This is a genomic window from Hydrogenophaga sp. ZJX-1 (assembly GCF_048590325.1).
Classification (GTDB): Bacteria; Pseudomonadota; Gammaproteobacteria; order Burkholderiales; family Burkholderiaceae_C; genus Hydrogenophaga.
In genome coordinates, this window is record NZ_JBMBRA010000011.1 from 72,626 (window position 1) to 85,762 (window position 13,137).

Genomic DNA, 13,137 nt, shown 5'->3' on the forward strand with positions numbered 1-13,137 from the left:
CCCCGACCATGAAACTTCAGTTTTCCGCCGCCGACGAGGCCTTCCGCCTGGAAGTGCGCGCCTTCGTCAAAGCCCATCTGCCGGCCGACATCCGCCGCAAGGTGGAACTGGGCCTGCGCCTGGAACACGCCGACTACGTGACCTGGTTCCGCATTCTCGAAGCGCGCGGCTGGCTCACGCCGGGCTGGCCGGTCGAACACGGCGGCCCCGGCTGGAACCATGTGCCGCGCTACATCTTCGACGAGGAAACGCTGCTGGGCGGCGCGCCGCGCATCATCGCCAGCGGCATCCAGATGCTGGGTCCGGTGCTGCACGCCTTTGGCACCGAAGAACAGAAGCGCAAGTACCTGCCCGACATCCGCCAGAGCAACACCTGGTGGGCGCAAGGGTTCTCGGAACCGGGCGCCGGCTCCGACCTCGCCGCCGTGCGCACCACCGCCGTGCTGGAGCCCGACGGCCAACACTTCGTGGTCAATGGCCACAAGGTCTGGACCTCGTACGCCCAATGGTGTTCGATGATGTTCGCGCTGGTGCGCACCGACCCCAACGCCAGCAAGCCACAGGAAGGCATTTCCTTTCTGCTGATCGACATGGCCTCGCCCGGCCTCACCGTGCGCCCGATCCGCATGCTCGAAGGCGGCACCGACCTCAACGAGTGTTACCTCGACAACGTGCGCGTGCCGGTGGAGAACCTGGTGGGCGAGCTGCACAAGGGCTGGTCGTATGGCAAATACCTGCTGGGCCACGAGCGCACCGGCATTGCCGGCATCGGCTCCTGCAAGCAGCAGCTGGCCCGGGCCCGCCAGCTGGCCGAGCAGCAGGACCTGGGCGACGACCCGGTGCTGCAGGCGCGACTGGCCCAGTTCGAGGTGGAGCTGATGGCGCTGGAGTTCACCGCGCTGCGCCTGCTGAGCGCCCACCAGCAAAGCCGCACGCCCGCGGTGGAGGCTTCGATGCTCAAGGTGCGGGGCACCGAGCTGCGCCAGGCCATCTTCGAGGCGCTGCTCGACATCGCCGGGCCCGATGCGGTGCCGTTCTCGCTCGACGCGCAGAACCTGGAGCACCTGGACGAAGCGGTCACCGACCCCACGCTGGTGGCGCTGGCCGCGAACTGCCTCGACGCCCGCAAGCTCACGATTTACGGCGGGACCAACGAGGTGCAGCGCAACCTGATCGCCCGGGCCACGCTCGACGCGTTCTGAGCCCTGACCACAGCCGCAGCCCCAAGGACACGCCATGGATTTCTCTCTGAATGACGACCATCTGGCACTGCGCGAAGCGGTGCAACGCTTCTGCGACGGTGAGTACCCAGCCGAACACCGCGGCAACGCCGAGACACCCGAGCAGTCGCAGGGCCGTTGGGCCGGCATGGCCGGGCTGGGCCTGCTGGGCCTGCCCTTCCCGGCCGACGCCGGAGGCAGCGAGCAGGGCCCGGTCGAGGTGATGCTGGTGGCGCAGGAACTGGGGCGCGCCCTGGGCGGTGGCGCCTTCGTGGCCAGCACCGTGATGGCCGGCCAGCTGCTGATGCGCCTGGGTTCAACCGAGCAACAGCAGCGCTGGCTGCCCCGTCTGGCCAGTGGCGAGCTGCAGGCCAGCGTCGCGCTGTACGAAGACGGTGCCCGCTACGACTGGCAGCGCACGCAGCTGCTGACCCGCGCCACGCCCGAAGGCCATGTGCTCAACGGCCGCAAGACCGGCGTGTTGCAGGGCGACAGCGCCGGCTTGCTGCTGGTGGTGGCGCGCACCGGGGGGCAGGGCGACGAGCGCCAGGGCCTGACAGTGTTCGCGGTGAACGCGGACGCGCCCGGCGTGCAGGTGCGGGGCTTTGACACGCTGGACGGCCGCCGCGCGGCCCACGTCACGCTGACCGATGTGGTGGTGGCTTCTGATCGCGTGCTCGGCATGCCCGGCGAGGCGGCCGACGCGGTGGAAGCCGCACTGGACGCGGCCATCGCCGCCCTGTGCGCCGAGGCCGTGGGCGTGGTGGACGCGCTCATGGTGCACACCGCCGAGCACCTGCGCACCCGCAAACAGTTTGGCGCGCCGCTGGCGAAGTTCCAGGTGATGCAGCACCGCATGGCCGACATGGCCATCGCGCTGGAGCAGCTGAAGTCCATGGCCTGCGCCGCCGCCATGGCCGTGGACGCGGGCGATCCGGCCCAGCGCCGCCGCCTGGTGTCGGCCGCCAAGGTGCTGGTGAGCCAGTGGGGTCGCCAGCTCGGTTTGTCGGCGATCCAGATGCATGGCGCCATGGGCATGACCGACGAGTGCCGGGTCAGCCATTGCGCCAAACGCCTGATCGTCATCGGGCAACTGTTCGGCGACGCTGGCTGGCACCTGAAACGGGTGTGAGGGGTCGATCCCGACAGCACGATGGATGCATTTTTCAGCCTTCATTTCAAAACAACCAGGAGACAAGCATGATGAACAGAAAGACTTTTTCGGCCGTGATGGCCGCCGCCCTGTTGGGTCTGGGACTCAATGTGCAGGCACAAGACAAATTTGCCATCAAGTTTCTGGTGGGTTTCCCCCCCGGCGGCTCGACCGATACCGTGGCTCGCCTCCTGGCGGAGAAGATGTCGGTGGTTCTCAAGCAGACCATCATTGTCGAGAACAAGGCCGGCGCAGGGGGCCGCCTGGCCGCGCAAGCGCTCAAGACCAGCGCGGCCGATGGCCTGACGTACATGATCGCGCCCAACGCGACCCCAGTCTTCCAGACCCTGCTGTACCCGCCCGATGTCCTGAAGTACGACATGCTGAAGGACTTCGCACCCGTGGGGGTGGTGGTTTCCTACCCGCTGGCACTGGCAGTGGGCCAGCAGACGGGTGTGAAAACAGCCAATGAGTACGTGACCTGGGTGAAGGCCAACGTCAAGGACGGCAGTTTCGGTTCAGCCGGGGCTGGTGGCCACACTCATTTCAGCGGCATCCAGCTGGGCAAGGCGATTGGCGTGGATCTGCAGGTCATTCCCTACCGTGGTAACGGTCCAATGGTGACCGATTTGCTGGGCGGACAGGTGCCGGCAGGCGTCATGACCGCCGGGGACATCCTTCCACACCACAAGAGTGGAAAGGTGCGCATGGTCGGCGTGTTTGGTGCCCGGCGCTCGCCCCTGCTGCCCGACGTGCCAACCTTCAAGGAGCAGGGCATCAACATCGACACCGGTGACGCCTGGACCGGGATGTGGGCCCCGGCCAACGCGCCCAAGGACAAGCTGGCTCAGGTGCAGAACGCCTTGAAGTACGCGCTGGCGCTGCCCGAAGTGCGCGACGCCCTGATCAAGGTCACGCTGAATCCGGACTTTCGCCCCGCCGAAGAAATGGACCGCCTGCAACGCAAGGAGCTGGCCTATTGGGCCCCGGTCATCAAGGCAACCGGCTTCACGCCCGAGCAGTGAAGCACCGCTCTTAACCCACCCCAAACAGCCACCATGAGCCTCAACGGATCCGCCTGCATCGTGGGCGCCTACGAACACCCCACACGCAAGGCGGACGAGCTGTCCGTGGTGCGCCTGCACGCCGACGTGGCCAAGGGCGCGCTGGACGACGCCGGCCTGTCCAAGAACGACATCGACGGCTATTTCTGCGCCGGCGACGCGCCGGGCCTGGGCACCACCACCGTGGCCGAGTACCTGGGCCTGAAGCTGCGCCATGTGGACTCGACCGAGTGTGGTGGCTCCGCGCCCATCCTGCACGTGGCGCACGCGGCCGAGGCCATCGCCGCCGGCCGCTGCAACGTGGCGCTGATCACCCTGGCGGGCCGCCCGCGCGCCCAGATGGCCGCGGCCCAGGCGGCGGCCAAGGAAGGCAAGGGCGGCAAGGCGCCGCTGGCCCTGCGCCCGCCCGACCCCGACGCGCCGGAACTGGCCTTTGAGCTGCCCTATGGCCCGGCCACGCAGAACCTGTACGCGGCCGTGGCCAAGCGCCACATGTTCGAGTTCGGCACCACGTCCGAGCAGCTGGCCTGGATCAAGGTGGCTGCATCGCACCACGCCCAGCACAACTCCCACGCCATGTTGCGCGACGTGGTCACGGTGGACGACGTGGTGAATTCACCGCTGGTGAGCGACCCCCTGCACCGGCTGGACTGCTGCGTCATGAGCGACGGCGGTGGCGCGCTGATCGTCGCGCGGCCGGAGATTGCCCGCGAACTGGCGCGCAAGAGCGGTCGCCCGCTGGTGAGGGTGCGCGGCACCGGTGAAGCGCCCAAACACGGCATGGGCGGCCGGATGGACCTCACGTATTCGGCCGCGGCCTGGTCGGGCCCCATGGCGTTTGCCGAGGCCGGCGTCACGCCCGCCGACATCCAGTACGCCTCGCTCTACGACAGCTTCACCATCACCGTGCTGATGCAGCTCGAAGACCTGGGCTTCTGCAAGAAGGGCGAGGGCGGCCGCTTCGTGATGGACGGCAACCTGATCTCGGGCGTGGGCAGGCTGCCCTTCAACACCGACGGCGGCGGCCTCTGCAACAACCACCCGGCCAACCGCGGCGGCATCACCAAGGTCATCGAGGCCGTGCGCCAGTTGCGCGGCGAAGCGCACCCCGCCGTGCAGGTGCCCAACTGCGGCCTGGCGCTGGCCAGCGGCATCGGCGGCGCGCTGGCCTCGCGCCACACCGCCGCCACCCTGATTCTCGAAAGGGTCTGAACACCATGAGCACCCACGACACCCTGCAAGACAAACCCGCACGCCCGCCCGCGCCTGCCGCCGGTCCGCGAAAGATTCCGGCGCCCCGCGTGCTGCCCGAAACCCTGCCGTACTGGACGGCGGCCGACGAGGGCCGCCTGCTGATCAAGCGGTGCAAGGCCTGCGGCGAAGTGCACCACTACCCGCGCGACATCTGTCCGCACTGCCTCAGCGCCGACACCGAGTGGCAACAGGCCGTGGGCACCGGCACCGTGTATTCCTTCAGCACCATGGGCAAGGGCGAAGCGGCCTACACGCTGGCCTTTGTCACATTGACCGAAGGCGTCACGCTGATGAGCAACCTGGTGGACTGCGACCCTGCGGCGGTGGTCATCGGCCAAGCCGTGCGCGTGGTCTTCAAGCCCAGTGAAGGCGGTCACGCCGTGCCCATGTTCACTCTCGTTTGAGATCACCGCCCATGACCACACCCGAACCGATCCCGCCGCGCAAAGGCCCGCTGTCGCGCTTCACCATACTGGACGCGTCGCGCGTGCGCGCCGGCCCCACGGCCATCCGCACCTTCGCCGACCTGGGCGCGCGCGTCATCAAACTGGAGATTCCCCCGGGCGCCCCCGGCGGCGACGACATGATCGGCGGGCGCGACCACAACCGCGCCGACTACGAAAACCTGCACCGCAACAAGGAGAGCCTGACCCTCAACATGAAGGAGCCCGAGGGGCTGGCCATTCTTCAAGAACTGGTGAAAACGGCCGACGTGTTCATCGAGAACTACCGGCCCGACGTGAAGTACCGCCTGGGCATCGGCCCCGACGCACTGCGCGCCATCAACCCCCGGCTGGTCTACGCCAGCATCTCGGGCTTCGGTCAGGACGGACCCTACGCCAACTGGCCTGGCTTTGACTCCATCGCCCAGGGCATGGGCGGTCTCATGAGCGTGACCGGCAAGCCTGAAGACGGCCCCATGCGCGTCGGCATCCCGATCGCAGACCTGTGCTCGGGCCACTTCTGCGCCCAGGCCATCATGGCCGCGCTGCTGGAGCGCGAGGTGTCGGGCGAGGGCCAGTGGGTGCAGACCTCGCTGCTCGAATCTCAGATCGCCATGCTCGACTTCCAGGCCGCGCAGTGGCTGATCGACCGCAAGGTGCCCAAGTCCACCGGCAACGAGCACCCGCTGACCGTGCCCACCGGCGTCTTCGCCACCAGCGACGGGTTCATCAACCTGGCCGCCATCGGGCAGACCATGTGGAAGCGCCTGTGTGTGGCGCTCGATGCGCCTCAGCTCATCGATGAGCCCGGCTTCGGCTCCGACCCCGAGCGCGTGCAGAACCGCACCCGCGTGAACGCCGCCGTCGGCGCCGCCTTCAAGACCCGCACCACGGCCGACTGGACCGAGCGCCTGCTGAAGGCCGGTGTGCCGTGTGGCCCCATCTACACCGTGGACCACATGTTCGAGGACCCACAGGTCAGGCACCTGGGCATCGCCCGCCCCATGCACCACCCGGAGCTGGGCGACATCGAGGTCGTGGGCCTGCCCATGCAGTTCTCGCGCTACCCGCGCGACGAGGGGCCGCTGCGGCCCGCGCCTCACCAGGGCGACCAGACCGAGGTCATCCTGAGCGGCCTGGGCTACAGCCCGGAACGCATCGCCGAGCTGCGCGCGCAGTGTGTTGTCTGACGTATTTGCAAAGGCTGTCCCATGGCTCGACTCGTCGCCGCTTTCGGCTCTTCCCACAGCATCATGCTGGTCTCGCAGCGCGAAGACTGGCAACACGGCTTCCGGGTGATCGACACCAAGAACGTGCACTATTACGACAAGAGCGGTCACAAGACCGACTACGAGGCCCTGCTCGCTGCGGCGCCCGCCGGCGCTGAGGCCATGGTCACGCCCGAGAAGATGGGCGAGCGTTACGACGCGGCCGAGGCCGCCATGGACCAGCTGAGCCAGCGCATCCGGGACGCCCGGCTCGACGTGCTGCTGATCGTGGGCGACGACCAGACCGAGCTGTTCCGCACCACCAACAACCCGGCCTTCGCCATCTACTACGGCGAGACCATCCGCAACACCGCGCGCGAGCCGGCCTCGCCCAGCGACAACTGGGTCAAGTCGGCGCGCATGTGGCGCCACGAGCCCGAGGTGGACCGCGACTACCCGGTGCAGAGCGACCTCGCCGAGTGGCTGATCCGCCAGCTGTGCGACCGTGATTTCGACATCGCCGCGATGGACGGTCTGGAGCGCGGGCAGTTCGAAGGCCACGCCTTCCAGTTCATCCACCGCCGACTGCTCAAGGAACAGGTGCTGCCGGTGATCCCGGTGATCCTCAACACCTTCGACCCACCCAACCAGCCCACGCCGCGCCGCTGCGTGGCGCTGGGGGCGGCGCTGCGCGAGCTGATCGCGGCCTGGCCGCAGGACCTGCGCGTGGGCGTCATCGCCTCCGGCGGCCTGAGCCACTTCGTGGTGGACGAGGCGCTGGACCAGCAGGTCATCACCGCGATCCGCCACAAGGACAGCGCCGCGCTCGCCGCGCTGGACCCGAAGCTGCTGCAGGCCGGCAGCTCGGAGATCCGCAACTGGGTGGTGGTGGGCGAGATGGCCCGCGACCTCGACCTGGAATGGATCGAGTACCAGCCCGGCTACCGCAGCCCGGCGCTGACCGGCACCGGGCTGGCCTTCGCCGCCTGGAAAACACTTTTCTGAACCCCTGTACCTGGAACCTCTATGAGCGATCACAACGTACAACGCCTGCGCCGGCTCGACGCCTGCGCCGTCTCCGATGCCCTGGACAAGCTGCAGCTGCCCGGTGTGGTCACGGGCCTCACCCAGCGCAGCGGCGGGGGCCGCATCGCCGGGCGCGCCGTCACCATGAAGGTGGGCCCCGGCCAGCCGCCGCCCGGCCCGGCGAAACACCTGGGCTGCACGGCCATCGAACAGTCTGGTGCCGACAACGTCATCGTGGTCGAGCAGCGCTCAGGCCTGGAAGCCGGCTGCTGGGGCGGCCTGCTGACGCTGGGCGCCAAGGTGCGCGGCGTGGCCGGTGTGGTGGCCGACGGGCCCTTGCGCGACGTGGACGAAGCCATGGCCTACGAGTTCCCGGTGTTCAGCCGCAGCCTGACCTCGCGCACCGCGCGCGGCCGCGTGGTCGAGCTGGGCGTGCAGGTTCCCGTGACCATCGGCGCCGCGTTGGGCGGCGAGGTCACCGTGATGCCTGGCGACTACGTGCTGGCCGACCGCAGCGCGGTGATCTTCATCGCCGCCGCCGACATTCAGCGTGTGCTGGAGGCCGCTGAAATGATCGTGGCCAAGGAGGCCGCCATGGCCAAGGCGATCCTGGCGGGCACGCCGATCGGCGAGGTCATGGGCGGCAACTACGAACACATGTTGAGAGCTTGAGCCCCCCCGCGCCGCCTGCGGCGTCACCCCCCAGGGGGCAACACCTGCGGCCCGGCGGAGCCGGTTCCGCGGTGTTCCCGGTTTGACATCCCTTCGCACACCCGCTGTGCAGCCAACAGGAGCCTTTGAATGAGTGATACCGACAACAACGTGGCGCGTGCCGCCCGGCTGGACACGCCGACCTTGTCCGACGCCCTGGACAAGCTGGGCATCGTGGGCCAGTGCTACAAGATCAAGCCGCGCGATGCGAGCTTTCGCATGGCCGGCCGCGCCTGGACGCTCAAGTACGGACCGGCCGCCCAACCCTGCGGCACGGTGGGCGACTACATCGACGACGTGGCGCCCGGCAGCGTGGTCGTGCTGGACAACAACGGCCGCGAGGACGCGACCGTCTGGGGCGACATCCTGACCGAGATCGCCCACCGCCGTGGCATCGCCGGCACCGTGATCAACGGCATCAACCGCGACACCCACCTGTGCCTGTCGCTGGGCTACCCGGTGTTCTCCATCGACCACTGGATGCGCACCGGCAAGGACCGCGTGCAGGTGGAAGCCACGGGCGTGCCGGTCAACATCGGCGGCGCCCGCGTGGCGCCGGGCGACATCCTCAAGGGCGACACCGACGGCGTGGTGGTGATCCCCAAGGAGCACGAAGACCGGGTGCTTGACGTGGCGGAAGAGATCGAGGCCGCGGAGAACCACATCCGGGAGGCCGCGCGCAGCGGCGTGCGGCTGGACGAAGCGCGCAAGCAGTTCAAGTACCACCAGCTCCAGACCCGCGAGACCCCATGAAACCCCACGACGCCACCCTCACCATCCGCCGGGACTTTCAGCGCCTGAGCCCCGAGCTGCTGGCCGCCGCCGCCCGACTGCCCACCGCCACCCTGCACGAAGCCGGCAAGAAGATCGGCGCCTTGCCCTCGGCGATCAAGCCGGTGGCGCCGCAGTTCCGCTGCGCCGGCTCGGCGCTGACCGTTCATTCCCCCGGCGGCGACAACCTCTGGCTGCACCGCGCGCTGGACATCGCGCAGGCCGGTGACGTGATGGTGGTGTTTGCCAACGGTGCCCACGAGCACGGCTACTGGGGCGAGATCATGACCACCATGGCGAAAGTGCGCGGCATGGCCGGCCTGGTGATCGACGGCTGCGTGCGCGACGGTGTGCTGCTCGGCGAGATCGGCTTCCCCGTGTTTTCACGCGGTCTGTGCATCCAGGGCACGGGCAAGGACTTCGGCGCCATGGGCTGGATCAACCACCCCGTCACCATGGGTCATGTGGTGGTGCATGCCGGTGACTTGATCGTCGGCGATGCGGACGGCGTTGTGGCGATCCCGCACGCGCGCGCGGCCGAGGTGGTGGCTGCTGGCGAACAGCGCGAGGCCGAAGAAGCCGCCATCTTGCGTCGTCTGGAAGCCGGTGAAACGACCCTGTCGGTGTACGGCTGGAACTGACGGAGTCCGACCCGATGACACACGACCAAACTCGGTTTGATTTGGATGCGAACGATGCGTCCCCACCGGTGCTGTCGGTGGAGGGTGTCGTTGCCACCCTCACTCTGAATCGACCCGCGCACCGCAACCGCCTTGAAGCGGGTGACCTGCTCTCTTTGTTGAGCCAGTTCGAACAAGTCAACGCCGACCCAGGCATTCGCGTACTGAAACTCACAGCCAATACCAAGGGGCAACCTCGGCCTGTGTTTTGCGCCGGTTACCACATCGGCAGCTTCAGTGAGCAGGACAGCGACCCCCGGTTGTTCGAACGCGTGGCCAACGCGCTGGCGGCGCTGCGACCCATCACGGTGTGCGCGCTCAACGGGAGCGTGTACGGCGGAGCCACCGACCTGATGCTCGCCTGTGACCTGAGTGTGGGATTGACCGGCATCGAGTTCCGCATGCCCGCCACCGCGCTGGGCCTGCACTACTACCCGGGTGGCCTGCAGCGCTACGTGGCGCGACTGGGTCTGTCAGGCGCCAAGCGTGCATTCTTGTCGGCGCGCCCATTCACCGCTGACATGCTGTGGCACATGGGGTGTTTCGAGGCGCTGGCCGCACCGGAAGACTTTGACATTGCGGTGGACCATCTGGTCAACGAGATCGCCGATCTGGCCCCGCTGGCTGTGCAGGCGACCAAACAGTCCTTGAACGAGATTGCATCCGGTCAGACCGACCTGGATGCCATGCGCACACGGGAGGCCGTGACCTCCAGCAGCGAGGACTTTGCCGAGGGACGGCGGGCCTTTCAGGAGAAACGCAAGGCACGTTTCGCCGGCAGGTAGCTGTGGCTTATCGATGGACGCTCCGTCGTTTCAGCGCTGCTGTCAAGAAGGCGGAGATGGTCAACCCGTTAGCCATTGCAGAGGAGGGTGTCGTCAAAGCAATGTGAATCAACAAGACCCGTTGGAGACGCTCAATCTCCCCCAAATCCGATCTCGTTTAGCAGTAGGAGACATCATATGAAGAAGTATCTGGTTCCCGTTATGGCCGTTTTTGCCTCTTGCGCCGCACTGGCTCAATCCAACGTCACCCTCTCTGGCGGCGTCGTGATCGGGCTGAAGCATGCATCTGCCAAAGCCAACGGCACTGCCTCCAAGAACAGCCTCGAAAATCTGGACGCTGCCGGCAACAACATCACCTTTCGCTCGGTCGAAGACCTTGGTGGTGGTCTCAAAGCCAGCGCGCTCCTGAACTACCGTTTGAACCCGACCGATGGCTCCACGGGAGCTGGTCACGACCACTTTGCCAACACCCGGTTGAGCCTGTCAGGTTCGTTCGGCGGTGTCTCCATGGGCCGCTTCTGGGGACCTGTGGACGGTCTGCTGCGCCCGTCCCTGGATGTCTACAAGCCGCTGGGTTTGGGAACATCCGTGTTTGGTGGCCCGCTGGATGCGTCTACGCGCTACAACGGTATGCTGATGTACGAGACGCCAGAGATGCAGGGGTTCGTAGCAGGCGTCGCCTTTGTACCCAAATCGTCGATGACGAGCAACAAGGTCAATACCACCGAACTGGCATTGCGTTACAAGGTTGGTCCGCTGGCCCTGGGTCTGGGCATCACCAAAAATGCCGGCGTAAGCCCTTCTGCCAAGGACAACATTGAAGGCAAGGATGTGCTGACGGTTGGTGGTTCCTACGATTTCGGTGTGGCCAGGGCAGGTTTGACTTATTCGAATGTGGATGCGTACGGCACCACGGCGGAATCCGACCGCTGGAGCACGGCTGTTCGAGTACCTCTGGGTGGTGGCTTCCTAGTCAAGCTCGGCTACGAGAACCAGAAGTTCAAGGGTGGGGCAAGCACCTCGGCGGTGGCCTTTGGTGGCGAGTACAGCCTGAGCAAACGCACGATGCTGTTTGCCGAAGCGGGCAAGGTCAGCTCTGACACCCCCAGCAGGGACGAGACGGGGCTGACATACATCGCAGGCATCAAACACAGTTTCTGATGCAGTTCCTGAGATAGCAGTTTCCCAAAAATGGGTTGCCGCCCGCACTTGCGGGCGGCGATTTTTTTTCATCCACATCAACGAAATGAATGTATGAAGGTCATCGTCCCCGTCAAACGCGTGGTGGACTACAACGTCAAGGTGCGCGTCAAGGCCGACCAGTCCGGCATGGACCTGGCCAACGTCAAGATGAGCATGAACCCGTTTGACGAGATCGCGGTCGAAGAAGCCGTGCGCCTGAAAGAAAAGGGCGTCGTCACCGAGGTCATCGCTGTTTCCTGTGGCGTCACGCAGTGCCAGGAAACCCTGCGCACCGCCATGGCCATCGGCGCCGACCGCGCGATCCTGGTGGAAACCGCCGAAGAACTGCAACCGCTGGCCGTGGCCAAGCTGCTCAAGGCGCTGATGGACAAGGAACAGCCCGGCCTCGTGATCCTGGGCAAGCAGGCCATCGACGACGACTGCAATCAGACCGGCCAGATGCTCGCCGCCCTGGCCGATCTGCCGCAGGGCACCTTCGCCAGCAAGGTCGAAGTGGTCGACGGCAAGGTCAACGTGACCCGTGAAGTGGATGGCGGCCTGGAAACCCTGAGCCTCAGCCTGCCGGCCATCGTCACCACCGACCTGCGCCTGAACGAGCCGCGCTACGTGACCTTGCCCAACATCATGAAGGCCAAGAAGAAGCAGATGGACATCGTCAAGCCCGAAGACCTCGGCGTGGACGTGAGCCCTCGCCTCAAGACCCTGAAGGTCAGCGAGCCGCCCAAGCGCGGTGCCGGCATCAAGGTGGCCGATGTGGCCGCCCTGGTGGACAAGCTCAAGAACGAAGCCAAAGTGATCTGAGGAAGAAACAACATGACCGCACTCGTCATTGCCGAACACGACAACGCCAGCATCAAGGGCGCCACGCTCAACACCGTCACCGCCGCCGCCCAGTGCGGGGGTGATGTGCACGTGCTCATCGCCGGCCACAACGCCGGCCCCGCAGCAGCCGCCGCTGCCCAGATCGCGGGCGTCGCCAAAGTCATCCACGCCGACGCCGAGTACCTCGCGCACGGCCTGTCCGAAAACATGGCCGCCCAGGTGCTGGCCATTGCATCGGCCTACAGCCATATCCTGTTCCCTGCCACCGCCAGCGGCAAGAACATCGCCCCGCGCGTGGCCGCCAAGCTCGACGTGGGCCAGATCAGCGACATCACCAAGGTGATCGCCGCCGACACCTTCGAGCGTCCGATCTACGCCGGCAACGCCATCGCCACCGTGCAGAGCGCCGACGCCACCAAGGTCATCACCGTGCGCACCACGGGCTTTGATCCCGCCGCCGCCGCCGGTGGATCGGCCGCCGTGGAAACCCAGGCAGCGCAGGCCGACAGCGGCAAGAGCACCTTCATGGGCAGCGAGATCGCCAAGAGCGACCGCCCCGAACTGACCGCCGCCAAGATCATCGTCTCGGGTGGCCGCGCGCTGGGCAGCGCCGAGAAGTTCAACGAGGTCATGACCCCGCTGGCCGACAAGCTCGGCGCCGCGCTGGGCGCGAGCCGCGCCGCGGTGGACGCGGGCTACGCCCCGAACGACTGGCAGGTGGGCCAGACCGGCAAGATCGTCGCGCCGCAGCTCTACGTGGCCTGCGGCATCTCGGGCGCGATCCAGCACCTGGCCGG

General features: G+C 66.8%; 14 protein-coding genes. All 14 read left to right on the forward strand.

Annotated features, from left to right (window positions below; genetic code table 11):
- Positions 1-8 precede the first annotated feature (8 nt).
- Positions 9-1,202 (forward strand): acyl-CoA dehydrogenase family protein, encoded by a 1,194-nt coding sequence (locus ACN5W5_RS23330; RefSeq protein ID WP_420050806.1) that lies wholly within the window; start codon positions 9-11, stop codon positions 1,200-1,202.
- Positions 1,203-1,236: 34 nt separating this feature from the next.
- Positions 1,237-2,352, forward strand: coding sequence for an acyl-CoA dehydrogenase family protein (locus ACN5W5_RS23335; protein WP_420050807.1), 1,116 nt, complete (start codon positions 1,237-1,239; stop codon positions 2,350-2,352).
- 68 nt (positions 2,353-2,420) lie between these two features.
- A complete protein-coding gene (locus ACN5W5_RS23340; RefSeq protein WP_420050808.1) occupies positions 2,421-3,398 on the forward strand; it encodes a Bug family tripartite tricarboxylate transporter substrate binding protein in 978 nt (325 codons plus the stop codon).
- 33 nt (positions 3,399-3,431) lie between these two features.
- Positions 3,432-4,649, forward strand: coding sequence for a thiolase domain-containing protein (locus ACN5W5_RS23345; RefSeq protein WP_420050809.1), 1,218 nt, complete (start codon positions 3,432-3,434; stop codon positions 4,647-4,649).
- A gap of 5 nt (positions 4,650-4,654) precedes the next feature.
- Complete coding sequence (locus tag ACN5W5_RS23350; protein ID WP_420050810.1) at positions 4,655-5,095, forward strand: Zn-ribbon domain-containing OB-fold protein; 441 nt, start codon at positions 4,655-4,657, stop codon at positions 5,093-5,095.
- An 11-nt stretch (positions 5,096-5,106) separates the two neighbouring features.
- A complete protein-coding gene (locus tag ACN5W5_RS23355) occupies positions 5,107-6,324 on the forward strand; it encodes a CaiB/BaiF CoA transferase family protein (RefSeq protein ID WP_420050811.1) in 1,218 nt (405 codons plus the stop codon).
- Positions 6,325-6,345: 21 nt separating this feature from the next.
- The gene (locus ACN5W5_RS23360; protein ID WP_420050812.1) at positions 6,346-7,347 is read left to right on the forward strand and encodes a protocatechuate 3,4-dioxygenase; all 1,002 of its coding nucleotides are present in this window, start codon (positions 6,346-6,348) and stop codon (positions 7,345-7,347) included.
- A gap of 21 nt (positions 7,348-7,368) precedes the next feature.
- Positions 7,369-8,040, forward strand: a complete 672-nt coding sequence (locus ACN5W5_RS23365) for an RraA family protein (protein ID WP_420050813.1) — start codon at positions 7,369-7,371, stop codon at positions 8,038-8,040.
- 129 nt (positions 8,041-8,169) lie between these two features.
- Positions 8,170-8,832, forward strand: coding sequence for an RraA family protein (locus ACN5W5_RS23370; RefSeq protein WP_420050814.1), 663 nt, complete (start codon positions 8,170-8,172; stop codon positions 8,830-8,832).
- Positions 8,829-9,491 carry a 4-carboxy-4-hydroxy-2-oxoadipate aldolase/oxaloacetate decarboxylase gene (locus tag ACN5W5_RS23375; RefSeq protein WP_420050815.1) on the forward strand — a complete coding sequence of 221 codons (663 nt, stop codon included), beginning with the start codon at positions 8,829-8,831 and terminating at the stop codon, positions 9,489-9,491. The genes ACN5W5_RS23370 and ACN5W5_RS23375 overlap by 4 nt, the downstream gene beginning before the upstream one ends.
- Positions 9,492-9,505: 14 nt before the next feature.
- Positions 9,506-10,315, forward strand: coding sequence for an enoyl-CoA hydratase/isomerase family protein (locus tag ACN5W5_RS23380; RefSeq protein ID WP_420050816.1), 810 nt, complete (start codon positions 9,506-9,508; stop codon positions 10,313-10,315).
- A gap of 177 nt (positions 10,316-10,492) precedes the next feature.
- Positions 10,493-11,476, forward strand: a complete 984-nt coding sequence (locus ACN5W5_RS23385) for a porin (RefSeq protein WP_420050817.1) — start codon at positions 10,493-10,495, stop codon at positions 11,474-11,476.
- A gap of 93 nt (positions 11,477-11,569) precedes the next feature.
- Positions 11,570-12,319: an electron transfer flavoprotein subunit beta/FixA family protein gene (locus tag ACN5W5_RS23390; RefSeq protein ID WP_420048748.1), complete on the forward strand. Its 750-nt coding sequence runs from the start codon at positions 11,570-11,572 to the stop codon at positions 12,317-12,319.
- A 12-nt stretch (positions 12,320-12,331) separates the two neighbouring features.
- Positions 12,332-13,137 (forward strand): electron transfer flavoprotein subunit alpha/FixB family protein (locus tag ACN5W5_RS23395; protein ID WP_420048747.1); only part of this gene is annotated, 806 nt, incomplete at its 3' end.